The organism is Hungatella sp. SL.1.14 (genome assembly GCF_024460495.1).
In the GTDB taxonomy this organism is placed as follows: domain Bacteria; phylum Bacillota; class Clostridia; order Lachnospirales; family Lachnospiraceae; genus Hungatella; species Hungatella hathewayi.
Genome location: NZ_JANFYJ010000023.1, coordinates 80,076 through 106,443, shown reverse-complemented (window position 1 = coordinate 106,443; position 26,368 = coordinate 80,076). Strand labels below are relative to the sequence as shown.

The window sequence follows — 26,368 nt, the reverse complement described above, 5'->3', positions numbered from 1 at the left end:
TGATTCTATAAAGCAGTCTGAGTATCATTGGGATCTCCGTGACGTGCCAGATCGTATTCTTTAGACCAATCCAATTCTCTGTACTCTATTCCCTGAGGATCTTCTCTGATAAATGCAACAAGCTGATCCAGCATCTCCTCCGTCCAGGTATTCCGGTCTATCTGAGCCGTCGTAAAAATATTTTGTGTGATCATTTCAAAACCGAAGATATCCTTGATATGCGTCTTGGCCGCACCGTTAACCACCTCTTCCACCTCGTGGCTCGGAATAAAGAACACCCCGCTGTAATCAGCAAATACAATATCTCCCGGCAGACAGACCGCACTGCCAAACCGAATAACCGTATTAAAACCGGTCATAATAAAGTCTCTGATTGGCGTAGGATCAATCCCCCGGTAATAAGCCTGGAATCCCTCCACTTTTCTCATCTGTTCCAAATCCCGCACGCCGCCCCATATCACAGCTCCTCCGGTCTTTGTTTTCGTCTGGATTGCCGTGGCTAAATTACCTCCCACAAAGGTCCCTTTATAGATTTTATCATACATATCTGCAACCACAACATCGCCTTCAACCAGACTGTCGATCACCCACTGATTATAATTTCCCTTACGCCCTTCTTCCATTCCCGCTTGAAAGCACACCTGATGAAGGTCAGGTCTTGTCGGAACGAACGCTGCTGTGACTGCTCTGCCGATTAATTTTCTCTCATCATCATGCAGGCGCTTAAGTTTTCCCTCAAACTGATTGTCATATCCCTTTACAAAAAGAGGTTTCCAGATTTCTTCCAGCGTCATTCCCCGTAACGCCTCAAGATAATAATCAGGCACTTTCGGCCTTCCATCAGCAAAACGTTCCCCTTTCCATTCAGGAGTCAGAGCCAGTATCTCCTCACGTACATTATATCTCATAGATGCATACCTCCGTCAATTACCAGGTCCGTCCCTGTTATATAGCGCCCTTCCTCCGAACACAGAAGCAGTACGCCTCCACTGCAGTCCTCTGCCCGCCCCGCGTAACCACATGGAATTCCGTCCATTACTTTCTTTAAATACTCCGGATCAGACAGAACCGACTCATTTCTCGGCGTCGCAATAACTCCCGGAGAAATATTGTTGACAGTTACACCACGGGAGGCCATCTGTTTTGCAACATTTCTAACCAGATTATACTGCGCAGCCTTTGTCGCGGCATAAACTCCCATATCAGGATGTGGTTTATACTGCTGTACACTTCCTATCGCAACGATTCTTCCCCAGCCCTGTTTTGCCATGTGATCCCCATACAGCTGCATTAATTCCAGAGTACTCAGCAAGTTTACATGAACCTGTAAATTAAATTCCTCTGATGTAATCTGATTCCATGGCTTCCGAACCTGAACAGATGCATTCAAAACCAGAATATCGACATCGCCAGTTTTACGATATAAATTGCTGCAGCTTCCAGCCTCTGATAAATCCGCCGTAACCGGCCGTGAGCCCGGAATACCGGAAGCCGCCTTTTTGCATTTTTCCATACTTCTGGAACCATGTACAAATACCGCAGCGCCATGTGCTGCCAAACAGGAGGCAATGGCATATCCGATCCCCTGGGTGGAACCGGTAACCAATGCTGTTTTTCCAGTTAAATCAAACATATTATCAACTCCATTCCCGGTCATTGGCCCATTCATGATCCCATTGATCTGTAGATTCCCATTGTCCAGTGTATTTCCTGTGAAGATGCTCTGCAATCAATTCCTCGTTTAGCTCATCAATTCCAAGTCCTGGTTTGTCCGGAACTTCAATAAATCCATCCTGGAACAGCGGATTGGCAATTCCTTTTGCAAGATCGTTCCACCATGGTATATCTATGGAATGGAACTCTATCGCCATTACATTACGTACCGCAGCAGCACAGTGAACTGCCGCCATACAGCCAATCGGGCTTTCCGCCATATGGATTGCCATGGCAACTCCATATTTATCGCACATATCGCCCAGTTTTTTGGTCTCCATGGCTCCTCCAATCGTCAGGACATCCGGATGGACCAACGACACCCCTCCCGATGCCATCAAGGCTTCAAAATTTTCATGCAGATAAATATCCTCTCCTGTTGCAATTGGAATTGTAGTAGCATGTGAGATATTTACATAATGCTGCGTGTTTTGCCATGGTGCCACATCTTCCAGCCATGCAATGTTGTACTTCTCCAGGTGCCTCGCAACTTTTATGCAGTCCTGCCATGCAATATGTCCCAGGTGATCAATAGCCAGCGGAATTTCATATCCGATTACCTCCCGTACGTCGCGAACATAATTTTCCATGTAATCCAGTCCTTTTTCCGTTATTTGAATTCCAGTGGCATAGTGTGGTATTGTAAAAACACGGTAATTTTCTCCTCTCATAAGTTCATAATCGATAGAACCGCTCTGATGCATCATCGCTTTGGCAGAGTACTTTTTAATCTCATCCAGGAAACCTGCCGGTGCATTTAAACAGCCTTTCTCATCCAGAAGCATCTCGATTCCTAAATCCATTTTAAGAAATGTAAAGCCTGCTTCCATCCGTTTTTTAAGAGCTCTTCCCATGTCTGTTCCAGTGTGTTTCCCCTCCACATCTGTGTCACAATATACCCTCACTTTGTCCCGGTACTTCCCGCCCAGCAGCTGGTACAATGGCACTCCATACGCTTTACCTGCCAGATCCCATAACGCGATCTCAATTCCAGAGACGCCGCCTCCCTGCCTGGAATGACCGCCAAACTGTCTGATCCGGTTAAACAGTTTGTCAACATTACATGGATTTTCTCCTACCAGTCTGCTCTTCAGCATCAGAGCGTATGTATCGCTGGAGGCATCTCGCACCTCACCATAACCAATCAGCCCCTGGTTTGTATAAACCTTGATTAACGGACAGTGTTTCGGTGCACCATCTATATTGGCTACCCGGATATCTGTAATTTTCAATTCTGACGGACGGGAACACACATTGGTATTTTCTGCTACAATATCTGATATAAGCCTGTTTTCCATTCTGCTGTCTCCTTCCTTGTTAAAGAACGATCTCGAAACGATTGGAGGCATTTTTCGAGAAATTTATTTTCTTTTCCACTGTCTTTCCATTCATGTTAAAAGTAAGCCTGTACTGGCCATAAAATCCTTTAAACTGGGCTTTTCCACTCTTATCTGTGACGCAGTCTGTCTCCGTGTGCCATTCTTTTTGGAACAACTCCTTTATCACCTGATAGGCTGGTTTTTCCGACATATCAAAACGCAGAAGTCCTCCATGGTAATAATTTTCACCGGACGTCATATCTCCCTGCGGAGCAAAAGCCGCATATCCATCTACCAGATTCCAGTAAATGATCGCATCTACCGCCTCATGGCTAAACCATATAGAGTACAGTTGTTTTATAAGTTCGGCCTGAATTTCTTCATCTTCCTCCCCTCTCGAATATGCCGGAATCGTAATCTCCGTAATCTGGATAGGCCTGTTAAGCTTCGCATATTGATCCAAAACAGCAAACAGTTTTTTAGGATTTCCCATCTGTTCAATACATACTTCTTCTTTCTCTCTCGGATAGAACATATGATACTGCATGCCAACAGTATCAATTGGCGTATGGTTCAACAGCGCTCTCTCAATCTGCAGATAATATGCGGACCGGTTATATTTAAACTGTTCCCAGGCGGAACTGGAGGCTTCGTTTATGATCAGCTCATTATTCTTAAAATAGCGTTTAGCACGGTCAAAGCTCCATTCCACCACATCAGGCTCTTTAAAGAATTTTCGATCTTCATCAAGCTTTATTTCCATTGTTTCATTAATCACTTCCCAACCGTGAATTCTGCTGCCGTATCGGTCGGCCAGCTCATGAAAACGCTTGTCTAATAGCCGTTTTGTCTCATCAATATCATCCGGAACCCAGTCCGGTGACCATGGCATATAATTTAGACAATGGGCTTTCGGTGTAATCCCATTTTCCTCACAGTATTCCAGACACAAGTCCGGAGTCGGACGCCGGTATATCCTGGGACTGTCCTTCTCAAAACGCGGTTTTCCCTGCTCTGGTTCTAAATCTTTCCAGTAAAACGGCAGCGTGGCCAGATTAAACGCTTCCTTAAAACGCTTTTTATAGATATCGTTTTTCTCTTTTGTCTCCAACTCATCCAGCATAAATAAATTGGCACCATGTTTAAATTCATGTTTTTCCAGGACAGCACTCACATGAACATTTTCTATAGGATTCCCCTTTTGGTCTTTGATACTTAATTCAGCAAATCCCTTTCTGTTCTTCTCGATTCCAAGGGCTACGCGGTCCTTCGTATACTCCTTCTGCTCGTTAAAATACTTAAATACTGTCTCTTTTCTTCCCATTTTTACTTCCACCTTTTCCCTTTTTGCTATGATTGACTGCTTTCATAAAAACTCTTATAATGTGATTAGAACACTCTACTTTTCAACATCAGGAGGCCACTATGATTGCCAAAGAATATATGATTCCAGGGCCCGGCACGCTCACGTCCCAGCTTCGTATGACGGAGGTTCTTACCCTCCATAAAGACAAAGTACTTCTCTATGAACACCATCACACGGAAATTGAGATCGGACTCTATGATAGTTACGGTGAATACAGCATTGATGGTATCATCTACCACTTTCAACCTGGTGATATTTTTATTTTTCCAAGCAACACGGATCACCGCATTTTAAAACTGGAACGAAGTTCTGATTTGAAGGTTCTTAATATTTTTCTGGAACCGACACTCATCTGGTCCCCTGGCAACGGTATGTTTAATCCCAGGTATTTAAATGTATTTACACGGCCTGAATTCAATTATCATCTGCCCGTAGGAGATCCGTTTAATACTCAGCTCACAGCGCAGCTTTTAGACATTCGAAAAGAGTTTTGTGACCGTCTGCCGGAATATGAACCTATGGTAAAAGTTCACTTACTGGCTATTCTAATTGAGATCACCCGTCACTACACCCCTCAGGAACAGCTTGCCGCATCTCCTGCCAATGAAGAATCTGGTATGTTTGGAACATGCCATCCAGTATATCATGACCAATTTGACCTCCTCCCTGACTCTGAATGATATTGCCCGCCACGCCGGTTTAAGCAGAACGTATTTTTCTACGATATTTAAGAAAATGAACGGCATATCTGTATGGGATTTTATTACAATAAAACGTATTGATTTAGCCATCCATTATCTCACCCAGACCAGCAAGGACATTACAGAGATCGCAGGCTTATGCGGATTTAACAGTACTACAAATTTTAATTATGCCTTTAAAAAGATAACTTCGCTCTCACCAGGTGTTTACCGGAAAAGTATCTAATGATACAGCCCCGCTTCTTTGAAGTGAATCCGCTGTCCCTGCTTCTTAAGCATCTCCTGCAGAACCGCCGTATCCAACTGGGTAAAGTCGCAAGCTGCTGCCGCCGCAGTTCCTGCCGCTTCCCCGGTTACTGCGCATCCCGGAATTGCCCTGATTATATCCCACATTCCGTCGTCTGCTGATATACACCTTCCCGCGCCAACTAAATTTTTTATTTTATTGGAATACAGGCACCTAAACGGAATTTCATATACCATTCCACGTTTCCTCCAGTCTCCTACCATGCCAATGGAGTCATCAAACCGCTTATCGTTTTCGGCTTCTTTAAGCGTATACTCACCGCAGAGCCGTCTCGTCATACGGACCTGCGGAATGGTACTGATGGTGACCGGCTCGAACGAATCATCCTCCAGCCTCTCTTGCCTGATATCATCCAGAGTCGCCTTATGAGAGGCACAAAGCAGTTCACTGTTCTCCCTTCCATCCAGCCCCGTAAAACGGCGTTTCAGCAGTACCTCTCCCTGATCACGTTCCGTATCCGGCGGAGCATCGGCAAATCCCAGTATTTTTAGCTTTATACCATCTCTGCTGCTTTGATAATACCAGCCTGCCAGAGTGTTTTTATTCTTATAATTTTCTGTTTCCCCATGGGCCAGCCAGAAAAGGTCCGCATCTCCGGTTGCATCCACATAGGATTTTGCACAAACGGCGCTTCGACCGCTTTTATTTTCAATTACCAGTGCATGTACCAGTTCCTGTTCGGTCTTAACGCTGCAGATACGCGTATCGTAGAGAATTTCAACTCCATTTTTTATCAGAATTTCTTCCGCCAGAAGAGCCATACTCTGCGGGTTAAACTGAACCTCAAAACGCTGCCGGGATTTCTCCTCCTTTGTACCGTTCTCCAGCCACGCTTTGGGATAACGGTCCTGTACTCCCTGACTTATAGACAGATGAAACAGTTCTTCAGCAATTCCGTATGACATCTGATTTCCTCTTCCATCACACAATGGTAAGTAAATCGTCACCAGACCAGCGGTAGCCAGACCACCTAAGATGCACTGTTTTTCAATAAGAAGGACTTTAGCTCCATTTCTGGCAGCCGCCAGCGCCGCGGATATTCCAGCAATTCCGCCTCCCGCCACTACAACGTCAGACACGGACCACAGCGGAATCTGTAACTCTTCTTTTATGTATCGCTCCATCATCTTCCTCCATTACTGTTTAATTCCTGACACGGCAATACTGGCTACAATGTGCTTTTGAAGTATCAGGAACAGAATTGTCAAGGGGATAGCACTCAATACCGCCACCGCCATTCTGGGGCCGTAATACACGCTGTTTTGCTGCGCGTTAAACATTGCTACTCCTACGGAAATTACCTGCTTTGCCGAATCCCGAATAACGACCAGAGGCCATAAATAGGAATTCCAGTTTGCAATTACCTGCAGAATACTTAACGTCGCCATAACTGGTTTTGACAGTGGAAGAATGATGCTGAAGAAAACCCGCCATTCACCGGCTCCATCTAAATATGCCGATTCAGCCAGCGAATCCGGTATTGATGCAATGTTCTGTCTGGCAAAAAACACGCCATATACGTATGCAAAATTTCCCAAAATCAAGGGCCAGTAAGTATTTAACAGTCCCCAGCTCTTATACTGTAAGTACAACGGTACAAGTCTTGATTCAAAAGGAACCATCATCACAGCAAGCATAAAAATATACCAGAATTTCTTTCCGACAAAATCCCCTTTCGCAAACGCATAACCACACATGAGTGAAAAAAACACGGAGATCAAAGTATTGACTATAGTGATAAATATCGTATTTCCATAATATCGGGCCAGATCAATCAGCTTTTCTGCCGCCCTATAGTTAAACAGGCTGGCTTCGTTTGGAAGCCACGAAAACGGGGGAAGTGCCGTTGTTGCAGCGCGGTCAAATGATAGAACGATTGCCCACCACAGCGGAGTCAGTACGATTGCTAATATTACAAATAAAACCGTTATTGTAACAGCTTTTCTGATTTTTGCTTTCTTCATAATTATTTCTCCTCATCCAAAAATCCTGTCAACTTAACATTCAACATGGTAAATACAAATACCATAACAAACAGAATCATCGCTCCGGCTGAGGAAATGCCATAGTTTGGCACTTCAAAGCTAAACTGATAGATATACATTAAGATTGTCTGCAGAGTGCCTCCCGGCACACCCGCAGAACTGTTTCCACCTATAATAAACAGATCTGTGAATCTGGACAAACCATTAATCATCGTTGTCACAAGCAGGAAGGAAAAGCAGCCCCTCATGGAGGGGATTGTGATATAACAGATCTTTTTCCACCCATTGGCGCCATCAACAGCTGCCGCATCATAGATTTCCGTGGGCACAGACTGCATACTTGCCAGATTAATCAGCATGGAATACCCCATATTCATCCAACACCACAGAATTGTTGCCCCGATCTTCGCATACTTCGCATTGGACAACCAGCCAATCGTTATCTCGTGTCCCAGAATCCGGCTTAGGAATGTATTTAACAGTCCTCCATCTCCCTGCAGCACAGCCTGAAACATTAGGATTACACTGACTCCAGTAATGATATTTGGAAGATAAAAGCCTATTCTGAAAAAGCTCTGTGTTCTGCCAGAACCAAGGCTGTTAATCAGAACTGCCAGTATAAAGCCCAGAGGAATCGTCAGCAGCCCCAGAATGGCCAGTACAACCGTATTCCATAAAGATTTTAAAAAGGTTGACTGTGTCAGCAATATCTTATAATTTTTAAGGCCGGCAAACTTCTCTCCGAATCCAATTACTGATACGTCAAACAGACTGTATTTTATTGTCGTAAGCATGGGAAGATAAACCAGCAGCAGCAGCGTCACAATACTGACAATGATAAAGGAATACCATGTCAGCTGTTTTTTTATTATTCTTTTCGTCCACTTTTTTTGTTTCATAGTACCTCCTGGTTTCTATCAGGAGATGGGAAATGGCCTATACCATTTCCCATCGTTCTGCCGGTGTTACTGAATAGATTTCAAATACTCATCGACCGAGTTCTGAAGTGTCTCGGCCGCTTCTTCTGGTGTCGTAACATTATTGAGAAGATCACTGATCACAACTCCCATCGTAGAGGTTACCGGACCAAAACTCACATTATTAAAGAAATCATTCGTGGAATTGTTGAATCCATCCGGTATCTCTTCCATAGCTCTGTTGATGGCCGCAACCTTGTCGCCCATTTCCGTCTTAACAAATTCCATACCAGAGGGATTATTCGGAATTCTGCCACAGTCTGAAACCCATTTCGACACTGTTTCATCTGTAGATATAAATTTTAAAAATTCCCATGCCCATTCTTTATGCTCGCTGGTCTTGCAGATAGCCACATTATTACTTCCCATAAAAGCAGATGGCTTTCCCTTATACTCCCCTGCTTCTATGGCCGGCATATTCCAGAAAACGAACTTGTCTTCCACACCGGCAGCCTTTGCTTCTTTATAGTGCTTATAAGCGCTCTGATCCCACCGAATGGCAGTATCATTGTCAGCCTTCAATGTCTTATCAACGTTGACGCCTTCTCTTACATTAGAACTGCAGTATTGTCCAAGGTCCTGAAGCATTTTTAAGGCTTTAACCGTGCCTTCACCTGTAAAATCCACCTTGCTGTCCAACGGGGTTTTTCCATATGTAATTACCTTTGCATCGAACCCGGAGGCCATCATTTGATAATTAAAGAAGCTGTTTGCCGTGCTGTTTGTATCTACCAGCTGTACTCCATACGTCTGTTTCCCTGTAACCGGATCCGTCCCTGTCATCTTTTCAGCCATGGCAAGCATATCTTCCCAAGTCCAGTCTTCTCCCGGAAGCTCTACACCATAGTGTTCGAAAATATCCTTGTCCAGATATACAATCATGGGATCAACCACATACTGAATTCCAGTTGTCGTGGATACGGAGAGATCATTTACCGCGTCCGTCCGCCTCTGCTCTACCGCATAAATCTCTTTTCTGAATTCAGGCTCAGCCTCTAAATAACTGTCCAAAGGTTCTACAAGATCACAGATACTGGCCCCATGCAGAATCAGATCGATTCCACCTCCCAATACCGCAGTCTGAATGGATGACTGCCAGTTCTCCCAAGGCACAGCTTCAAGCTCTACATGCACATTAGGATGCAGCTCGTTCCATTTATTGATGACAACGTCGTATCCCGGTGTCTCTTCCCCCGTAATCATATCCAGACTCCCATTCTCGCCCTGTTCAGCGAACAATCCAGGCCCGTATACGCGCAGCGTAATTTCTTCTTCACTGCCACTATCCCCTTCGGCAGCTTCCACCTGAGCAGTCTGCGATGCCTGCGTCTGGTCCGCAGCCACCGCTGTGCTCTCCGCCGCTTTCGTCTCATCCCCAGATGAACCACAGCCTGATAAAAGTCCTGCAGCTATTACTGTTCCCATTAATAACGCCAGATGTTTTTTCATGATAGATCCTCCTCCGAAATAATTTTATAAATGGAATCGTTGACTCTGTACCGCTATAAGATATGTGTATATTTTAGCAAATGAGAGTTAATTTACAACAAATATATTATACTGTTTGACAAATATATTTGTTTCTGTGTTTTGGCGGAAAGGAAACTATATTCGAACAAAATGAAAAACAACGCTGGCCCCCTGATAAAATCCAGGTTTCCAGCGTTGCTGTTAATATTCCTTATGATAACAGGATAGTCAGTACTCTCCTGCCTGTCTTTTCAATATATCATAAATTTTTCGCTTCACCTCTTCCCCGGCAAACGCCCCCTCGACCGCATACTCATTCATCTTTCTCAAATCCTCTTCCCTGAATCCCAGTTTCCTCGTGATCAGTTCCGCCTCCCGCTCAAGAGAAGTATCGGATACCGTCATATTATCGGTATTATACGTTACTCTTATGCCCCTGTCGAAAAACTTCTTAAGCGGATGATCTTCTATCCCGGCCACCGCCTTTGTCTGCAAATTGCTCACCACGCACATCTCCAGAGTAATTTTTTCTCTCTCCAGCAGTCTCATACACTCTTCCGACTGAATCGCCGCGCATCCGTGTCCGATTCTTTTTGCACCAAAGGCCACAGCCCTGACTACGTTCTCATAGTCCCCGCACTCTCCGGCATGAATCGTAAACGGCACTCCGGCCTGGTACACCCGCTTAAACATTCCTTCAAAATGCGCCATCGGAACGAAGCCTTCCGGTCCGGCAATATCTGCTCCTACCACGCCGTTTACAGCCTTTTCTTTACAAAACGCCTTCGCCAGCTCCATGGTCTCCTCATTCTCTGCATCGCTGCCGTTTACCATGGCACAAAGCAGGACTCCTGCGTAAATGCCGGTCTCCTTACAGCCTGTCCTCACTCCTTTTACAACGGCTTCCACTGCCTGCCCCTGCGTCAGCCCCTTCTGTTTATGGAGCTGCGGCGCAAATCGAATCTCTGCATATACCAGTCCCTGCCCGGCCAGCCGCTTTACCAGATCACAGGCCGCATACTCCAGGGCTTCTTCCGTCTGAAGCAGAATCCCCGGCAAATCGAAGCATTTTAAATAATCCGGCAGGCTTTCACAGGTTTCTCCTACCGACAGCAATTCCTTTACATTCTTCCCGCCAAAATCATACCCAATTCTATCTGCCAGCGTCTTCACCACATCGATGGACAGCGAACCATCGAGATGCAGGTGTAAATCCGTTTCCGGTCTTCCCATAATCAATCCCTCGTTTCTGCAAAATGATAGAACCAGTATACCATAATCATAAAATTGATGAAAGAGCGTTTCCGGATATTTGTTCCTGTTCATTTCCCGTCTGGAGTGCGCAGCCCGGTCTGGCTCTGCCGGTTCCAGACGGGAAATGAACAGGAACGGTTGTATTTTTTCTAAAAAAGCATTATGATTAGAATCAGGATACGGACCTCCGCGGCAGATCAATCATACATAAAAAGGAGTTTCATGAAAAACAAAAAAGAAAACAGCAAAACAGGAAATTCCCGTTCTCTGGACCCGTCTTTTATCTGGAAAGATGCGGCAGGACTCATTACAGGAGATCTGGGAAAATCGGTGGGAAGTGAACGCATTTACATCCATTTGGACACCATTCCTCCCGGTGCTTTCAGCACAACGTACCACAGTCATTCCTGTCAGGAAGAATTCTTCTATATTATGTCAGGAACCGGGACGCTCCGCCTCAATGACGAGACTTATCCGGTGGGACCGGATGACTTTCTCGCCAAACCTGCAGGCAGAAACATCGCCCATTCCTTCTACAATTCCGGCGAGGAAAATTTGTGCATTCTCGACATCGGAACCGTGGATCCCGAGGACACCTGCTACTATCCGGACGAGCAGATCTATCTGCACAAATCCAACGGAGAAAGACGGATTTACCGTGCAGACGCCACGGAAAGCGACTGGTCCTCCGCCCCCAACCAGCCACACAGGCAAAAGAAAGGAGAGTAACAATTATGGATACTATGAACGCAATCCGCAGCCGCAAGAGCTTTCGCGGCCCGTTTACAGACGCTCCCGTCTCCCGGGAAGATTTAACGGAGCTTCTGGAGGCAGGGTACTCAGCCCCCTCCGGCTGCAACTTACAAACTACGAAACTGATCGGTGTCGATGATCCGGAGCTGCTGGCCGGACTTGCCGAGATATACAACCACGAATGGGCAAAGGGAGCCACCGCCGCCATTCTTCTGATCGGCAGCTTCACCATGTCACCCAGCGGAGTCTCCTACCACGTTCATGACTACTGTGCTGCCGCTGAAAATATCTATCTTGCAGCGGCCGACAAGGGCCTTGGAACCGTATGGATCGAAGGTCAGATCCGCGGAGAGAGGGCAGAGAAGATGGGCAGACTGCTGGGCGTACCGGAAGATCAGACCGTCTATGTCTACATGCCGGTCGGCTATCCTGCAACCCCCGGCCCCCAGGCAAAGAAAAAGCCATTTGAAGAGCGGGCCTGGTTTAACAGATATGGAGGAACCGGATCATGCAGTTCACCGGAATCATAAAAAAAGCAGGCGTTCTCCCGCTTCTTGCCCTCACACTTGCCCTGGGCCTGACCGCCTGTTCGAAAGCGCCGGCACAGGCGGCCGAGTCTGTGTCTCAGTCTGCCGTACAGCAGACAGCTGAGTCCGCTTCCCAGCCTGACCCACAGCAGACGGCTGAGCCCGCCTCTCAGCCAACCGCACAACAGGCGGCTGAATCCGGGGCTGTACAGCCACAGGCCGGTCAGATCTACTTATACGGCGAGCAGCATGCCGTGGAAAAAATTCTGAACAGGGAAGTCGAGATATGGAATGACCACTATCACAATCATAATATGAGACATTTGTTCGTGGAACTGCCATACTATACCGCGGAATATCTAAATCTCTGGATGAAGTCAGACAGCGACGAGATCCTCAACGCCCTCTATGACGACTGGGAGGGCTCAGCCGCGCATAATCCATATATCAAGCCGTTCTATCAGGCGATTAAAAGCCAGTGCCCCGAGACCGTGTTCCACGGAACCGACGTGGGACACCAGTATTTTTCAACCGGAGAGCGCTATTTGGAATATTTAAAGGAAAATGGGCTGGAAGACTCTGAGCAGTACCGTATTTCTCAAGAGATAATCGAACAGGCAAATTATTATTACGACCATTCAGACAATGTCTACCGCGAAAACATGATGGTTGAGAACTTTATCCGGGAATACGACAAATTAAACGGGGAAGCTATTATGGGCATCTACGGAGGCGCCCATACCAATCCGGAAGCCCTGGACAGCACCGGCACAATTCCCTGCATGGCAAACCAGTTAAAGGAACATTACGGTGATGTCATTCATTCAGAAGACTTAATCCTGGCGACAAAGGACAGCACCCCTGTCAGAACTGACAAACTCACGGTCAATGGAAAAGAGTATGAGGCCGCCTATTTCGGGAAACAGGATATGACAGGCTTTCAGGATTACTCATTCCGTGAGTTCTGGCGCCTGGAACATGCCTACGACGATTTTAAGGACTGTGAACTGACCAGTGATAATCTTCCTTATAGCAATTACCCCATGCGGATTGAAACCGGCCAGGTCTTCGTCATAGACTATACCAAAACGGATGGTTCTGTCACAAGACTGTATTACCGTTCTGACGGGGACCAGTGGAACGGTTCTCCGTCCACAAGCGGCTTCTCCGTTCCGTAATCTCCCCGGTGAGAAACAACAGCCCGCACATTCATCATACGGGTCATCATCGTATTGAAAAGGGAGCGCCGGAAAGCAAACTACTTTATTTGCTTTCCGGCGCTCCCTTTTTGCTTACCGCACAGTCTGGCCCAGTCATTTCCCCGCATGTTCCTGCGGCAGCGGACTGTTGGTTTTCATATATTCATCCATGGCTTCTGCCACCACCCTGGAGTAAGCAGCCGCCTCCACCACGGTCCGTGCTCCCAACACCACATCGCCGGAGGCGAATATTCCCGGTATCGTCGTCTGTCCCCTCTCATCAGTCATCAGTAGACCATTTTTCGATGCCTTCAGTCCTTCTGTCGTATTGACCAGCTTGCTTTTCGGTCCCTGGCTGATAGAAATGATCGTGGAGTCCGCGTAAACCTGCTCCGTCGTCTCCTCAACTCCGGTCTGACGGCCTTCCGCATCGTAGAGGATGGTTTCAAACACCGGACCGTCGTCTGTGATCTCCACAATCTGCTTTCCAAACTCGAACGCCGCGCCATCCAGTCTGGCATAAGCGGTTTCATGTTCACTGGCATTGCTCACAAGCCCTCTCGCATAGAGCGTTACCTCACGGGCACCGTGACGGATCACGGTACGGGCCACGTCCATGGCCGAATTCCCCATGCCAATGACTGCAACCCGCTCTCCCAAGTCGTAGGCATCCGGATTCGCCAGATAGTCGATGGCATAGTGTACATTTCCCAGAGACTCTCCCTTTACGCCCAGTGTCTTCGGTCTCCAGACGCCTGTTCCGATAAAAATACTTTCGTACCCGTCCCGGAACAGGTCTTTAATTTCCAGTGCCGTGCCGATGGCCGTGTTGGGCCTGATCTTTACGCCGATCTCCAGAAGCTTCTTTTTATAGCGGTCCAGAATTGTCTTCGGCAGGCGGAACGCAGGGATTCCATACTGCAGTACGCCTCCGATTTTATCCTTTGAATCGAAGATGGTAACGCTGTAACCCTTTTTCGTCAGCAGAATGGCGATGGTAATTCCGGCCGGTCCAGCGCCGATAACCGCAACCTTCTTTCCATTTTTCGGCTGACATTCGATCTTCATTTTATCAAAAATCGTATCGGATACATAGTTTTCAATGCTGCTGATGTGAACCGGCTGCCCTTTTCTGCCGAGTATGCAGTGACCCTCGCACTGATTCTCGTGATTGCAGACCAGTGAGCAGACTAAGGACATGGGATTATTGGCAAATACCATATCTCCCGCCCGGTTTAAATCACCTTCCTTAAACGCTTCGATCATCTTCGGAATCGGTGTGTGAATCGGGCACCCCTGCTGGCACAACGGCTTCTTGCAGTTTAAACATCTGTTAGCTTCATCAATTACATGGACAGCCATGATAATCCCTTCCTTTCGCTGTTTGGAACATTACTGTATTTTGTATACAATTATTTTTGTCCTCATCATAGCACAAAGGAAACCAGGAATCAATATTCCGTCCTCATGTATGTAAAAAAATAAAATGGATCAGCCTTTCTTATCTCCCCAGATTACAGCCACTACGGCACATAGAATTCCGCCGATGGGGTAGACGATCCATGCGCTCCGGAACATATCCCAGACCAGTCCGAAATAAAGGAAGACCGCGGTAGCCAGAAGCATGATGACGCCGGACGCCTTTCCCACGATCGCATTCCCCTTCTCTCTGCTCCCGTCATGGCGTTTATTATATTCCTCCACCTCGTACTTTTCCTTCTGAAGTCCAAAATACACAAACATACCCACCGCAACGGTGACACAGACCAGGAAAAATCCGCCGGAAAGCTGTTCCTTTAATGGAAAGCTCATGGAATCCACTGCGATATTCACACAGATTCCAAACAGAATCAGGCATACAGCGGCAGCAATGGCAATACCAAATCTTCTGGTAAAACCGGATCGCTCTTCTTCCGAATAGAAATCCTGAATATGAGGATATTTTTTTTCGAAGGCTTCTTTATTAATGCCGCTTACAATCATCACTGCCACAGCCACGCCTGCCGCTGCGATCAGAAAGACTGCCAGAATATCCTCATGAACGAGCCCATCCAGAAACGCCATCAGCGTGACCGCTGCCAGAATCAGAGTTATGCTGCCTGTGATTCGATAGGAGAATCCGTTCATAAAGCGGTCGTATCCCGCCGCATCCGCCTGGTCCTCCAGCGTTAAATCTCCCTTGACCAGGGAGTCCATGTCGCAGTGAAACATATCACAGATGATTAACAGCTTCTCCATCTCCGGATAGGATTGTCCCGACTCCCATTTGGAAACCGCCTGCCGCGACACCTCCAGCTGCTCTGCCAGTTGTTCCTGCGTCATATTATTTCTTTTTCTCAACACTTGTAAATTATCAGAAAAACTCATACATACTTCCTCCTGTAGGATATATTTTATGGTTTTATTCTACAGTTGCACAGGCGCTACTTCCACCAACCTGGCGTAGCATTCCGTTTTTTTCACGCTACCTGCGGTTGCATCCCTTATTTTACGCGGTTTTCCATAACATTGGCTGGCCGAATCATAAGTCTTCCCCATTCACATACGGCATAGTGTAATCGCACAAAAGCCGGCCGCATGGTCTGACTTTGGGCAGACTGAAACCTGCGGCCGGCCTCCGTAAGGATAGCCATTCCCTTATCGTCTGAAGATTGTCTCTCCTGATTTTATCGTTTCAAGAACTTTTATTTCTCTGATCTCTTCTTTCGGAACCGTGAGGGGATTTCTTTCCAGCACTGCAAAATCCGCTGTCTTCCCAACCTCAATGCTTCCCTTTTTATCCTCTTCGAAGATCTGATACGCTCCATTCAGCGTCACGGCTTTCAGTGCCTCCATCACAGTGATGGTCTGCTCCTGTCCCAGCACACGGCCTTTTTCCGTCTTCCGGTTTACGGCATTGTGTACAGCGCCCATTACGTCGGGCGGAGCTACCGGGCTGTCCTGGTGAAGCGTAAAGGAAACCCCATGCTTCAGGGCCGAACGGGCCGGGCTGATGCGCTCTGCCCTCTCCGGTCCCAGCACAGACTCGTAATGGTAGTCTCCCCAGTAATACACATGGTCCAGGAAAAAGCTGGCCACCATGCCGATCTCCTTCATCCGTGCCAGCTGGTCCTCCCGGACGGTCTGGCAGTGGATGACCACCGGGCGCAGATCCCTGTCACTCCCTGTCTCCTCCAGTACCGACTGATAGCATCGGATCATCTGCTCAATCGCTTCATCCCCGTTGGCATGCACGTTGATCTGCCAGCGGTTCTTTACGCAGGTACGCATCACGTCCATTACGTACGCTTCCGACTGCACTGGAAAGCCCCGGTAATCCGGCTGTTCACCGTCCGGAACCACGTAGTACGGTTCCGACAGCCAGGCCGTCTTCCCCTGAGGAGATCCGTCCAGAAACAGCTTTACTCCAGCGGGACGGAGATGGTGCTCATAGCCCTTTGCCGCAAGCGCTTCCGGCCCCGGTCCTGTCAGCAGCTGATCCGCCAGCTCCGGTGCGAGATACATGACCACATCGTTTTTTAGAAGTCCCATGGCAGCGGCACCTTTTAAGAGCTGGTACTGCCCTTCCGGAACCTTTCCGTCGTGAACGGTGGTCAGGCCGTAGGAAGCGTACAGCTTTGAGGCATCACCTACCGCTTTCACCACCTCCTCGGGAGCCGGCCCCTGCATTTCCCCGTTTTTCCCGAGAAACGCCTGTTCCTTCAAAAGCCCTGCAGGCTCCACCACACCGCCCTGCGGGACTTTAAAATGTTCTCCTGTGTACCCTAAAAGCTCCATCCCCTTCGTGTTCACCACGCATAAATGGCCGGAAATATGAGCCGCCGCGACGGGAATTTCCGTACTCACGCGGTCTAAATCCTCCTTTGTGGGATGGGCGCCTTCCGGGAATACGCTGTTGTCATATCCCATTCCCATCAGCCACTGGCCGGGCCTCAGCGAATGCGTCTCCAGAAATCCCTTCAGCTCCCGCACAACGTCCTCCACGCTGTTGCAGGGACCGAGGGGCGACGGTTTTAAGTTGGCGACCAGCAGCTGGTATGCCACTGCGCTCAAATGAGAATGCCCGTCAATAAAGCCCGGAAGAACCGTGTGGCCCTCCATATCCCGGAGCATGCCGTCCGGAGCCAGTTTTCTCATCTCCTCCAGCGTACCGGTTCCGCCGATCACACCGTCCCGGATCAGCACTGCCTCGGGTTCCGGCCGGTTCTCAGCCATTGTCAGAAATGTTCCATGGTACAGGATTTTATCCATTCTCTACACCTCAATCCTTTAGTTTCCCTCGTAGGCAATCAGAGATTCCACATCGTACCCTTTTAATTTTTCTCTTCCGTTCAAGCCCTTTAATTCCATGATAAAGCAGATCTTTACCACTTCTCCGCCCATCTCCTTCACAAGCCTGATGATGGCCTCGATCGTTCCGCCTGTAGCGATTAAATCATCAATGATAACGACCTTCTGGCCCGGCTGAATGGAATCCCTGTGCATTTCAATGGTGGCCTGGCCGTATTCCAGTTCATAATCAGCGGAAATGACCTCTCTCGGAAGCTTTCCCTTCTTTCTCACCGGAACAAATCCCTTATGCTCCGCGTAAGCAACCGGAACGCCGAAGATAAACCCTCTCGACTCCGGACCGACTACCACATCGTAATCCACCTCCTTTAACATCCCGCGTACGCCGTCGACCGCCAGAGACAGCCCGTCCGCATCCTGAAGAATGGTCGTGACATCACGGAAAATAATGCCCGGCTCCGGAAAATCTGGGATACTTGTTACGTAATCTTCTAATTTTTTCATACCTTTTTACCTCGTCTTTATAGTTTGTAATTTTATTTTTTTCATGCATATAAAGTATTGGCTTTCAGCCAAACACAAAAAACAGCCGGAAACCTCGAGCAGTTTCCGGCAGCGTTCCGAATCTTCTTTGCTCTTTTCGGCCCTTCCATTATAACACAGGCACGCAAAGAAATCAGTCTGTTTTTTCTTTTGTTTTACTTTTTCCTCTGTAACGGTTACAGAAGCATTCTTCCCTGCTCGTCTGCCTTCATTGGCAGCGCAATCATTAAGTCAATCAGTGTCATTGCAAACGGAATTCCGGTCCAGCAAAACAGCAGATAGATAATACCCAGGGCATACTGCTTCGTATAAAACCGATGACCGCCGGCCCACCCCAGACACAGGGCCAAAAGGAGATATTTTTTTCGGAATACGGGCACCGGCTGTCTGGTTCCGGCATGATTGGCGATAAAGTCACCGATCCGGACCCACCATCTCGGCTTATCCTCAATTCCGTACTCCTTTTTCAGAGCGGCCATCTCCTCTTCCAGAGCAATCATCTTTTTGGGATCCACGTAATCCGGATCGTCCTGTTTTCTTCTTTTTCCCATTATTTTACCTCCTGCCGCCGAAAGCCGCTTCATTCCGCCTTACTCCCTGATCAGTCTTTGCCCGCTTAATCCAGTAAAAACCAGTCGGAATACCCCATTTTCTCAAGGTTCTCTTTGCTGATTCTCAGGCTCTCAAACGGATCTCTTCCATAGGTTGTATCCTGTTCAATCAGGAAATACTCACTGCCTCCCGCAAAACCGGCTTCGATGCACTCCTTAACCGGAAGCGTTCCCTCACCGATTTCCGCAAACTCAACAATATCGGTAAAGGCAGCCATAAACGTTTTCGGATCAAACGCTCCTTCCGGCATTTTAAGCTGCCCGATGCGGTAATCCTTCAGATGAAGCAGCCGGATTCTTCCGTCATATTTCCGGATAAATTCCACCGGATTTTCTCCGCCGCGGTGAATCCAGTGGATATCCAGCTCAAATCCCATATTCCTGGTATTGTTTTTAATAATGTCCAGCAGGTATTCCCCATCGTATTTTACAAACTCCACATGGTGGTTATGATAGTATAAATCTATGCCATGCTCTTTTAATCTTCCGGCCATTTCATCTGCGCGTTTCACAAAATCCAGAGCCTTCTCACGGCTTCCCATGCAGGTCATCGGGAGCATGCCGATCCGCAGCATATCGCAGTTTAAAGTCTTGCAGTCCGCCACGATCTTATCAAAATCCGTGGTTAAGTATTCTCCCGGCATGCCCGGCATCATCGGCTCTACGGCAGCACTTAAAGCGGCAATCTTTATGCCGAATTCCTCACAGGCCTTCTTCATTCCAGCCACATTCTCTTCCGTCATGGGAATCTGGGAAACCTCCACACAGTGGTATCCCAGCTCCGCACAGGCTTTTAAGGTGCCGTAGGCCCCAAGCTCTGCAATCTTATCTTTGATGGTACTCATCTGAATACCAATTAACCCTTTTTTCATGTGATATCCCCTTTCTAAAATTACAAGATGGATTTGTAAGAACCGCTCTTACCGGACTCTAAGATGGCATCAATCAGGCGGATGCTCATCTTCGCATCCTTCACCCTGATATACTCCCCTTCTCCCATTTCCAGCACTCTGTAAAATCTGTCGATTAATTTTCCATGACTGGCGCCGTAATAGAAGTGGGTTCCCGGAAATTTCCGGTCCTCAGCCAGCTTCTTTCTCCCGCCCTCCGGCAGGATCTGATACAGAATATTTTCTTCAATCCGGAACTCGCCGCGTTCCAGCTGGATGGCGATCTGAACCGCTTCATTCTTATAATTGGCATTGGTGGCAAAGAACAGCCCTTTGGCGCCGCTTACGTAATCCAGCCGTGCAGTCACCGTATCTTCCACCTCAATGCCGTAATCCAGGATCTGGCTTACAGAGGCGTTCAGGCCTTTGATATCTCCGCCCAGATAGTACAGAAGATCAAGTGTATGGACCGACTGATTGATCATACAGCCGCCTCCCGCCGTATCCCATCTTCCTCTCCAGGGTTTCGCGCTGTAATACTCAGCCGGGCGGTACCAGGGAACGATTCCCCTCGTTCCCACCACCTGACCGTATTCGCCGCTCTCTATGATCTCTTTCAGCAGCTCTACGCTTTCATTGAGGCGGTTCTGCAGACAGATTCCGATTCGAATCTCCGGATGGGCTTCTTCCAGCCGGACAAACAGCTCTGCTTCCTCGGAATTCAAGGCAACCGGCTTTTCGCAGAAGACGTTGCACCCCATCTCCACCAGTTCTTTTGTCACCGGATAATGCAGGTAATGGGGCAGGCATACATGGACACAGTCCGGTTTTTCTTTCTCCGCCATCTCACGATAATCCGTATAAAAGGCGGCCCCTTCCGGCGCTGTTTCCTTCAGCTCCGGATTGTCATCGCATACCGCGCACAGAGTGATATCCGGATTTGCCTCTATGACTGGTATATGGATCTTTGAAATATCTCCCAATCCAATTACTGCAGCCTTTTTCATCTTTCTTCCTCCATTTCTGCGAAAGCGCGCCGGCTGTCAAACCGGCGCCTTTCAACTAACGGGTTGGAAATTTGCCTTCTGCGGCAATCTTCCTGTTCAGCTCTTCCAGATACAGGTCTTCATCGACCGGCATATCCACTTCCCTGCCCAGCCAGCTGGAAAGCAGGGTAGCATTGGCTAAGTTTACACCATTGATGCCGTCGGAGCCCGGTGCCAGCAGAGGAGTCCCCTCCACCATATGGCATGCAAAGTTCTCCATGACAGTCATGTGCTGTACGCCCCAGCCATCTGTATTCTCAAAGGTTTCCACAGTGTACAGGCCGCCGTCTGCTCCTGCAGCATTCCCCTGTGTCAATTTTACCAGTTCCATCATGGACATCGTGCGGTTTAACTCGTCTTCATTTTTTTTCAGACGATAAACCGTCGCTGTCCGGCTGTCCTCCACGACAATCTTTCCACCGTCCAAGTCGATCTCCAGACGGTCTGTACCGATGGGATCATGGGTACAGGTGACAAAGCTTCCCGTAGCTCCGTTGGGATACTCGGTAACGATAGTGACATCATTCTCCACAATAATGTCTCTGTGATCCCCATAGATGCACTTTGCGTATACCCTGTTCGGTACGCCGCAGATCCACTGCCACAGATCCAGCTGATGAGGCGCCTGGTTTACCAGGACGCCGCCGCCCTCTCCTCCCCAGGTTGCGCGCCAGTCACTCTGACGGTAATAGCTGTCCGGACGCCACCAGGAATTGATGATCCAGTTGGAACGGCGGATCTGGCCCAGTTCGCCGGACTCCACAATCGCCTTCACACGCTGATACAGCTTGTTCGTACGCTGATTAAACATGATGCCGAAGGGAACCTCCGGATGAGCCGCCGCACACTCATTCATCTCACGAACCGACTTGGCGTATACGCCTGCCGGTTTTTCAACGAGAACAGCCACTCCCCTCTCCAGACAGTAAATCGCAATCTCTGTGTGCAGATAGTGAGGAACGGTCGTCACCACCGCATCAACCGTGCCGGAATTCACAAGATCCTTCCAGTCTTTAAAAAATGGCGTCTCCGGATATTTTTCTTTACACATGGCTTCCTTCGCAGGGTCTGTATCACACAGCGCACCGAGCGCGCAGTGAGGAGGGCACTCCGGTGCGGGCATACCCGGAAAACCGCCTCTGCCCGTTAAAAATCCAGCGTATGCACCGCCCTGAGCTCCGATACCAATCAGTCCAAATCTTACCTTATTCATATGCAGCAACCTCTCTTTCTTTAATCCTGTCTCTCTATGGAATTCAATATTTCTTTCAGCGCATGATACTGCATCGAGTACCCTTCGGCACCATCCTTTGCCTTGTTCTCTTTGATTACGCTCTCGGCATCAGAGACCTCTAATGACTGCAGCGCGTCAAACAGTACCAGATGGGGCTCCAGTGTTAAAAATCCTTCATACCCCTCTTCTCTGATCGCTCTCGTCAGAATTTCTTTGATTTTTCCTTCGCCTGTTCCGCAAAGCACATTTTCTTTATCCGATGCAACGGCATCCTTGATGTGGATATAAACCACCTGGTCACGGAGAAGCTCCCAACATTCCATGGTATCCTCTCCGCACTGTACGAAGTTGGCAAAATCAAACACTGCCTTAAAATGATCGCTTCCCAGTGCATCCAGAATCACCCTGCAGCGCTCCTTCCGGTCTCCATAGATATCCTTTTCATTCTCATGAATCAGGACAATGTCGTGCGCTTTCGCTATGGCGTCAAACTTTGCAAGCTTTTCAATCACCTTCTCACGGTAATCCTCCGGGTCTTTTCCTTCCGGAATATAAAAGCTGAACATCCGGATATAACGGCAGTCCAGTACCTTCGCGATCCTGCACAGCTCCTCCAGCTGGATCAGCTGTTTTGCAAAGCCGTCCTCGTCATCAATTCCAACCTTGCCGATGGGAGATCCCAGGGAAGAGACCCTGATGCCCGCGGCCTGCAGTCCCGGAAGCAGCTTCTCCTCCGCCTCTTTTGCCGTATATTCCGCAATCCCTTTCCCGTCAGCGCTGCGGAGGGAGATATACTCCATCCCCAGTTCTGAAACTACTTTTAACTGTTCATCAAAATCAGCGCTGATTTCATCGGAAAACCCGGAAATCATAATTTTTTCCATCTGAGCAGCCTCCAATCCTACGCCTGCTGGGCCTGCGCTTTAATTTCTGCTATCTTTTCCTGAATTTCTTCCATCTTCTCTCTTGTCAGAGGATAGAACTTCATGGCGATCAGATTACAGATCAGCCCGAACAGGATCAGACCGAAGAAGCAGAACAGGCCGATAAACTTAAGCTGCGGACTGTATGGAGTATCTACGCCGGGAAGAGTCTCTTTAAATCCGATCATGGCGCACATAACGCCTACGATACTTGCTGCCAGAGAGGAGATCAGCTTGTCAACAAAGCTGAACAGAGTTCCCATCAGGCCCGGAACGTATTTGCCGGAGCGGTAGACCTCATAGTCGGCACAGTCTGCGGTCATCGGAATAACGATGTTGCCGGATACTCCCATACAGCCCTGTCCGAGAATATACAGTGCCAGGAATGCCAGAGTAAAGAAGTTCCAGCCTGCGAAACCGGCGATCCCCGGGAAGGACAGCTGAGTCGGATCTCCCACGGCAAACAGGACAATACTCAAAGCGGTAAAGATAAGGCCGCCCCAGGTACCAAACAGCATGGCTTTTCTCTGTCCCAGGCGTGTTGCAATCCAGCCTACGCCAAAGAACAGGATCAGCATGTTCGGAACTGAAGTGTAACCGGCCACAGCACCAGACAGCGCATAGTTGCCGCAGATGATTGCGTACAGAATAACGCCGATGGTGGAATTGCTTCTGACAGAGGACGCCAGTTTATCTGTGGATGCAGCTACTACCAGCATCTGAATCGCCCGGTTATTCTTTAAAACCTCCCAGTAATCCTTAAATCCAATCTTAATTACCTTACCTGTACCAAAGTATTCCAGACGGTCCTTACTGGAGATACAGTAAATGGCGATGCAGGTCAGGATTCCGGATGCTGCCGCCACATAGCACCAGAATTCATGGAAAAATGCAGCATTGAATCCGCCGTGCTTCGGTACTAAATAGCCTGAAACAAAAATAGGAATCAAAGCAAAGACAATCGTATTGTAAACACCGTCGAAGATTGAGAATAAAGGTCTCTGCTTCGGATCATTGGTCAGACAGGACTGTGCGGACTTCGTAACGACGCACTGGAAGGTATAGCCAATGATATAAACCATGTAGATCAGCACGAAGAAGATGAAACGTGCCCCCGTGGGAAGTAAATGAGTCACATGAAGCAGAATAAAGCTTCCCACTGCCAGAATCACATTTCCGATGACCATAAACGGACGGTTCTTTCCGAATTTTGAATTAGTCTTGTCTACCATGTATCCGATGAACGGATCGGTAACCCCATCCCAGATACGCATCGTGGTAATCAAAGTAGATGCGACTACCACTCCGACGCCCACATAGCCGGTTAAGTAGTACGCAATGAAGTTCATCATGAACATATACAGGTTTGTAGCTGTATTGTTAAATGCAAATCCCCCGATCTGCCACAACTTTGCACGGTGCATACCGCTTGGATTCGTTGTTTTTCCCATATGTATAAATCCTCCTGATTGTTTTAAACCATATTTTTATACAGCGCCGCCTCACTACAGCCGGGTATCCCAGGCTCCGCAGAAAGCATCGACTGTGCTTCTTCCCTTAAATTCCGACTTGCCGGTTATCTTATCCACGACCTGACGGATGACGTCGCGGTCAGGACTGTAGGCATTGATATAAGTCGGAACCATAGGCACATCGATCAGATGAAACGGATTATTGACCGACACAAATACCGTGGGCAGTTCCGTCACATACCACGGAATATCCGGCCCCATCGGCATGCTCCAGTGGAGCCGCCTCTCATTGCTCTGGGAGAAGCCGCTGACGTTGGCCACAAGAATCACCGCGTCAAACTGGCTGACAAACGCTTTCACCGGCGTACCTGCCAGGAGCTGTTTTCCATTCTTCCCCTCCGGAGTGAACACGGTTACTGAAAATCCCGCCTCCTCCAGGTACTCCTTCATCATACTCTCAGCCGTATCCTGACCGCCGCCCATCATGCTGCGCATAACCGCAGGCGTGGAATCGATGCTGTAGAGCATAATCCTTTTATGGGTTTCGGGAGTCAATGGAAGCTGATTTCTGGTGTTCTTTACCAGCGTGATGGCATTGTCAATGATTTCATTGGCTTTCTTCCTGTGCTCCGGGCAGCCGATGACACTTAATTCCTCTTTGGGAGGCATCAGCGTCCCCTCTTTCTGCTTCCTGTGAAGTTTCAGCATGGCTTTCATCGCAAGCACACGGGTAAGCGCCTCATCAAAGCGCTCACGGCTTAAGAGGCCGCTTTCCAGACCTGCCTTAAAATTCTCCACATCCTCGTCTTTATCCCTGTAATAAAGCACCATATCACAGCCTGCTTCGATCACATACGGCACAAATTCGCTTCGCTTCATCTTGGATGTAAGTCCGACCATATGGGTGGCATCCGTAATGATGAGACCATTGAATCCCAGCTGCCCGCGGAGCAGACCGGTTAAAAGTTCTTTGGAAATCGTTGCGGGCATGATATCCTCATCCCGGATACCGGGGCACAGCTTACGGCTGTAGCCTGGAAGCGCGATGTGACCAACCATCACGGACTGGACGCCGGCATCGATCATGCCTTTGTAAACCTTTCCGAAGGTTTCATCCCATTCCTCACAGGTCATGGTGTTGATGGTCGTCACGATATGCTGGTCTCTCTCGTCAAGACCGTCACCCGGGAAATGTTTCATGCAGCAGGCAAGACCCGCGTCCCCAGCGCCTCTCATGTATTCCTTTCCCATCTCAAGCACCATATCCGCATCACTGCCGAAGCACCGGTTGGATACCACGCAGTTGCGCCAGTTTTTGTTGATATCCACGACAGGGGCAAATGTCCAGTTACAGCCGACGGACGCCGCCTCTTTACAGCCGTAGTATCCCATGTAATAGGCATTTTCCGCACTGCCGGAAGCTCCGATGGCGACCGGATCGCCCAGCCTCGTTCCTCCTGTCACAGCACCGTTTCCGCCGGATTCGACATTGGCCGCAATCAGTGCCGGAACCCTGCTGCACCGCTGAATCACTTCATTCTGGTGATACAGATCTTCAGCCGGAAGGTTGTTGTAACGGAAACCGGAGATCCCGTACGTGTCAATCCTCCTCTTAATTTCCTCATCCGTATCGCCCCAGAGCATATCGACAAACAGCTGGCCGATCTTCTCATCCAGGGAAAGTCCGGCTTTTGTCTCCTCTACCCAGGCGATGTCTTCATCAGACAGGTAAAATGGCTTTGAACGTAAATCTATCATAGGTTCGTCCTCCTTTTCTAACGACATTTT

At 48.3% G+C, this 26,368-nt stretch carries 25 protein-coding genes; 5 read left to right on the top strand and 20 right to left on the bottom strand.

What is annotated here, in order from left to right; genetic code table 11:
* Positions 1 to 5: 5 nt before the first annotated feature.
* Genes NE473_RS22450 through NE473_RS22435 form a run of 4 tightly spaced genes read right to left on the bottom strand, consistent with a single transcriptional unit; the run spans position 6 to position 4,356 of the window.
* Positions 6 to 908, bottom strand: coding sequence for an RraA family protein (locus NE473_RS22450; RefSeq protein ID WP_055650911.1), 903 nt, complete (start codon positions 906 to 908; stop codon positions 6 to 8).
* Positions 905 to 1,633 carry an SDR family NAD(P)-dependent oxidoreductase gene (locus NE473_RS22445; protein ID WP_207643652.1) on the bottom strand — a complete coding sequence of 243 codons (729 nt, stop codon included), beginning with the start codon at positions 1,631 to 1,633 and terminating at the stop codon, positions 905 to 907. The genes NE473_RS22450 and NE473_RS22445 overlap by 4 nt, the downstream gene beginning before the upstream one ends.
* 4 nt (positions 1,634 to 1,637) lie before the next feature.
* Positions 1,638 to 3,011, bottom strand: coding sequence for a mandelate racemase/muconate lactonizing enzyme family protein (locus NE473_RS22440; RefSeq protein ID WP_055650913.1), 1,374 nt, complete (start codon positions 3,009 to 3,011; stop codon positions 1,638 to 1,640).
* A 19-nt stretch (positions 3,012 to 3,030) separates the two neighbouring features.
* The gene (locus NE473_RS22435; protein WP_055650914.1) at positions 3,031 to 4,356 is read right to left on the bottom strand and encodes an endo-1,4-beta-xylanase; all 1,326 of its coding nucleotides are present in this window, start codon (positions 4,354 to 4,356) and stop codon (positions 3,031 to 3,033) included.
* Between the two features lie 101 nt (positions 4,357 to 4,457).
* On the opposite strand from NE473_RS22435, the gene NE473_RS22430 reads away from it, so the two are divergent.
* Positions 4,458 to 5,078, top strand: a complete 621-nt coding sequence (locus NE473_RS22430; RefSeq protein WP_256265388.1) for a cupin domain-containing protein — start codon at positions 4,458 to 4,460, stop codon at positions 5,076 to 5,078.
* Positions 5,002 to 5,325: a helix-turn-helix domain-containing protein gene (locus tag NE473_RS33205; RefSeq protein ID WP_502802839.1), complete on the top strand. Its 324-nt coding sequence runs from the start codon at positions 5,002 to 5,004 to the stop codon at positions 5,323 to 5,325. Before NE473_RS22430 ends, NE473_RS33205 begins: the two co-directional genes overlap by 77 nt.
* Here NE473_RS33205 and NE473_RS22425 read toward each other — a convergent pair.
* The 5 genes from NE473_RS22425 to add form a co-directional block, all read right to left on the bottom strand.
* A complete protein-coding gene (locus NE473_RS22425) occupies positions 5,322 to 6,533 on the bottom strand; it encodes an FAD-dependent oxidoreductase (protein WP_081034937.1) in 1,212 nt (403 codons plus the stop codon). The genes NE473_RS33205 and NE473_RS22425 overlap by 4 nt on opposite strands.
* A 9-nt stretch (positions 6,534 to 6,542) precedes the next feature.
* Positions 6,543 to 7,370, bottom strand: a complete 828-nt coding sequence (locus NE473_RS22420) for a carbohydrate ABC transporter permease (protein WP_055650917.1) — start codon at positions 7,368 to 7,370, stop codon at positions 6,543 to 6,545.
* 2 nt (positions 7,371 to 7,372) lie between these two features.
* The gene (locus NE473_RS22415) at positions 7,373 to 8,290 is read right to left on the bottom strand and encodes a carbohydrate ABC transporter permease (RefSeq protein ID WP_055650918.1); all 918 of its coding nucleotides are present in this window, start codon (positions 8,288 to 8,290) and stop codon (positions 7,373 to 7,375) included.
* A gap of 66 nt (positions 8,291 to 8,356) precedes the next feature.
* Entirely contained in the window at positions 8,357 to 9,817 is a 1,461-nt protein-coding gene (locus NE473_RS22410; RefSeq protein WP_055650919.1) for an ABC transporter substrate-binding protein, read from the bottom strand.
* A gap of 249 nt (positions 9,818 to 10,066) precedes the next feature.
* On the bottom strand, positions 10,067 to 11,071 hold the full coding sequence (gene add / locus NE473_RS22405; protein ID WP_055650970.1) for an adenosine deaminase: 1,005 nt from the start codon (positions 11,069 to 11,071) through the stop codon (positions 10,067 to 10,069).
* Positions 11,072 to 11,314: 243 nt separating this feature from the next.
* On the opposite strand from add, the gene NE473_RS22400 reads away from it, so the two are divergent.
* Genes NE473_RS22400 through NE473_RS22390 form a run of 3 tightly spaced genes read left to right on the top strand, consistent with a single transcriptional unit; the run spans position 11,315 to position 13,550 of the window.
* A complete protein-coding gene (locus NE473_RS22400) occupies positions 11,315 to 11,821 on the top strand; it encodes a cupin domain-containing protein (protein WP_039891525.1) in 507 nt (168 codons plus the stop codon).
* A 5-nt stretch (positions 11,822 to 11,826) separates the two neighbouring features.
* A complete protein-coding gene (locus NE473_RS22395; protein WP_055650920.1) occupies positions 11,827 to 12,375 on the top strand; it encodes a nitroreductase family protein in 549 nt (182 codons plus the stop codon).
* Positions 12,354 to 13,550, top strand: coding sequence for a PT domain-containing protein (locus NE473_RS22390; RefSeq protein ID WP_055650921.1), 1,197 nt, complete (start codon positions 12,354 to 12,356; stop codon positions 13,548 to 13,550). The genes NE473_RS22395 and NE473_RS22390 overlap by 22 nt, the downstream gene beginning before the upstream one ends.
* 135 nt (positions 13,551 to 13,685) lie before the next feature.
* On the opposite strand, the gene NE473_RS22385 is transcribed toward NE473_RS22390, so the two are convergent.
* From NE473_RS22385 to NE473_RS22335, 11 genes are all read right to left on the bottom strand, one after another.
* Positions 13,686 to 14,933 (bottom strand): NAD(P)-dependent oxidoreductase, encoded by a 1,248-nt coding sequence (locus NE473_RS22385; protein WP_006773356.1) that lies wholly within the window; start codon positions 14,931 to 14,933, stop codon positions 13,686 to 13,688.
* Positions 14,934 to 15,062: 129 nt separating this feature from the next.
* Entirely contained in the window at positions 15,063 to 15,938 is an 876-nt protein-coding gene (locus NE473_RS22380; RefSeq protein ID WP_055650922.1) for a helix-turn-helix transcriptional regulator, read from the bottom strand.
* Between the two features lie 270 nt (positions 15,939 to 16,208).
* Positions 16,209 to 17,822: an amidohydrolase gene (locus NE473_RS22375; protein WP_055650923.1), complete on the bottom strand. Its 1,614-nt coding sequence runs from the start codon at positions 17,820 to 17,822 to the stop codon at positions 16,209 to 16,211.
* A gap of 18 nt (positions 17,823 to 17,840) precedes the next feature.
* Positions 17,841 to 18,365, bottom strand: a complete 525-nt coding sequence (locus NE473_RS22370) for an adenine phosphoribosyltransferase (protein ID WP_055650924.1) — start codon at positions 18,363 to 18,365, stop codon at positions 17,841 to 17,843.
* Between the two features lie 215 nt (positions 18,366 to 18,580).
* Positions 18,581 to 18,955, bottom strand: a complete 375-nt coding sequence (locus tag NE473_RS22365; RefSeq protein WP_242866183.1) for a TM2 domain-containing protein — start codon at positions 18,953 to 18,955, stop codon at positions 18,581 to 18,583.
* Positions 18,956 to 19,020: 65 nt separating this feature from the next.
* On the bottom strand, positions 19,021 to 19,887 hold the full coding sequence (locus tag NE473_RS22360) for a sugar phosphate isomerase/epimerase family protein (protein ID WP_022030070.1): 867 nt from the start codon (positions 19,885 to 19,887) through the stop codon (positions 19,021 to 19,023).
* A gap of 20 nt (positions 19,888 to 19,907) precedes the next feature.
* Positions 19,908 to 20,912 (bottom strand): Gfo/Idh/MocA family protein, encoded by a 1,005-nt coding sequence (locus tag NE473_RS22355; RefSeq protein ID WP_022030071.1) that lies wholly within the window; start codon positions 20,910 to 20,912, stop codon positions 19,908 to 19,910.
* Between the two features lie 55 nt (positions 20,913 to 20,967).
* Positions 20,968 to 22,164 (bottom strand): Gfo/Idh/MocA family protein, encoded by a 1,197-nt coding sequence (locus tag NE473_RS22350; RefSeq protein WP_006773365.1) that lies wholly within the window; start codon positions 22,162 to 22,164, stop codon positions 20,968 to 20,970.
* 20 nt (positions 22,165 to 22,184) lie between these two features.
* Positions 22,185 to 23,069, bottom strand: a complete 885-nt coding sequence (locus tag NE473_RS22345; protein WP_055650926.1) for a sugar phosphate isomerase/epimerase family protein — start codon at positions 23,067 to 23,069, stop codon at positions 22,185 to 22,187.
* Positions 23,070 to 23,086: 17 nt separating this feature from the next.
* The gene (locus tag NE473_RS22340) at positions 23,087 to 24,559 is read right to left on the bottom strand and encodes an MFS transporter (RefSeq protein ID WP_055650927.1); all 1,473 of its coding nucleotides are present in this window, start codon (positions 24,557 to 24,559) and stop codon (positions 23,087 to 23,089) included.
* A 54-nt stretch (positions 24,560 to 24,613) separates the two neighbouring features.
* On the bottom strand, positions 24,614 to 26,338 hold the full coding sequence (locus NE473_RS22335; RefSeq protein ID WP_070102812.1) for a glycoside hydrolase family 3 protein: 1,725 nt from the start codon (positions 26,336 to 26,338) through the stop codon (positions 24,614 to 24,616).
* Positions 26,339 to 26,368: the final 30 nt, after the last annotated feature.

Excerpts from the sequence above, each read along its gene's own strand:
- NE473_RS22450 (WP_055650911.1), bottom strand. The coding sequence starts at position 908 with ATGAGATATAATGTACGTGAGGAGATACTGGCTCTGACTCCTGAATGG.
- NE473_RS22445 (WP_207643652.1), bottom strand. The coding sequence starts at position 1,633 with ATGTTTGATTTAACTGGAAAAACAGCATTGGTTACCGGTTCCACCCAG.
- NE473_RS22440 (WP_055650913.1), bottom strand. The coding sequence starts at position 3,011 with ATGGAAAACAGGCTTATATCAGATATTGTAGCAGAAAATACCAATGTG.
- NE473_RS22435 (WP_055650914.1), bottom strand. The coding sequence starts at position 4,356 with ATGGGAAGAAAAGAGACAGTATTTAAGTATTTTAACGAGCAGAAGGAG.
- NE473_RS22430 (WP_256265388.1), top strand. The coding sequence starts at position 4,458 with ATGATTGCCAAAGAATATATGATTCCAGGGCCCGGCACGCTCACGTCC.
- NE473_RS33205 (WP_502802839.1), top strand. The coding sequence starts at position 5,002 with ATGAAGAATCTGGTATGTTTGGAACATGCCATCCAGTATATCATGACC.
- NE473_RS22425 (WP_081034937.1), bottom strand. The coding sequence starts at position 6,533 with ATGATGGAGCGATACATAAAAGAAGAGTTACAGATTCCGCTGTGGTCC.
- NE473_RS22420 (WP_055650917.1), bottom strand. The coding sequence starts at position 7,370 with ATGAAGAAAGCAAAAATCAGAAAAGCTGTTACAATAACGGTTTTATTT.
- NE473_RS22415 (WP_055650918.1), bottom strand. The coding sequence starts at position 8,290 with ATGAAACAAAAAAAGTGGACGAAAAGAATAATAAAAAAACAGCTGACA.
- NE473_RS22410 (WP_055650919.1), bottom strand. The coding sequence starts at position 9,817 with ATGAAAAAACATCTGGCGTTATTAATGGGAACAGTAATAGCTGCAGGA.
- add (WP_055650970.1), bottom strand. The coding sequence starts at position 11,071 with ATGGGAAGACCGGAAACGGATTTACACCTGCATCTCGATGGTTCGCTG.
- NE473_RS22400 (WP_039891525.1), top strand. The coding sequence starts at position 11,315 with ATGAAAAACAAAAAAGAAAACAGCAAAACAGGAAATTCCCGTTCTCTG.
- NE473_RS22395 (WP_055650920.1), top strand. The coding sequence starts at position 11,827 with ATGGATACTATGAACGCAATCCGCAGCCGCAAGAGCTTTCGCGGCCCG.
- NE473_RS22390 (WP_055650921.1), top strand. The coding sequence starts at position 12,354 with ATGCAGTTCACCGGAATCATAAAAAAAGCAGGCGTTCTCCCGCTTCTT.
- NE473_RS22385 (WP_006773356.1), bottom strand. The coding sequence starts at position 14,933 with ATGGCTGTCCATGTAATTGATGAAGCTAACAGATGTTTAAACTGCAAG.
- NE473_RS22380 (WP_055650922.1), bottom strand. The coding sequence starts at position 15,938 with ATGAGTTTTTCTGATAATTTACAAGTGTTGAGAAAAAGAAATAATATG.
- NE473_RS22375 (WP_055650923.1), bottom strand. The coding sequence starts at position 17,822 with ATGGATAAAATCCTGTACCATGGAACATTTCTGACAATGGCTGAGAAC.
- NE473_RS22370 (WP_055650924.1), bottom strand. The coding sequence starts at position 18,365 with ATGAAAAAATTAGAAGATTACGTAACAAGTATCCCAGATTTTCCGGAG.
- NE473_RS22365 (WP_242866183.1), bottom strand. The coding sequence starts at position 18,955 with ATGGGAAAAAGAAGAAAACAGGACGATCCGGATTACGTGGATCCCAAA.
- NE473_RS22360 (WP_022030070.1), bottom strand. The coding sequence starts at position 19,887 with ATGAAAAAAGGGTTAATTGGTATTCAGATGAGTACCATCAAAGATAAG.
- NE473_RS22355 (WP_022030071.1), bottom strand. The coding sequence starts at position 20,912 with ATGAAAAAGGCTGCAGTAATTGGATTGGGAGATATTTCAAAGATCCAT.
- NE473_RS22350 (WP_006773365.1), bottom strand. The coding sequence starts at position 22,164 with ATGAATAAGGTAAGATTTGGACTGATTGGTATCGGAGCTCAGGGCGGT.
- NE473_RS22345 (WP_055650926.1), bottom strand. The coding sequence starts at position 23,069 with ATGGAAAAAATTATGATTTCCGGGTTTTCCGATGAAATCAGCGCTGAT.
- NE473_RS22340 (WP_055650927.1), bottom strand. The coding sequence starts at position 24,559 with ATGGGAAAAACAACGAATCCAAGCGGTATGCACCGTGCAAAGTTGTGG.
- NE473_RS22335 (WP_070102812.1), bottom strand. The coding sequence starts at position 26,338 with ATGATAGATTTACGTTCAAAGCCATTTTACCTGTCTGATGAAGACATC.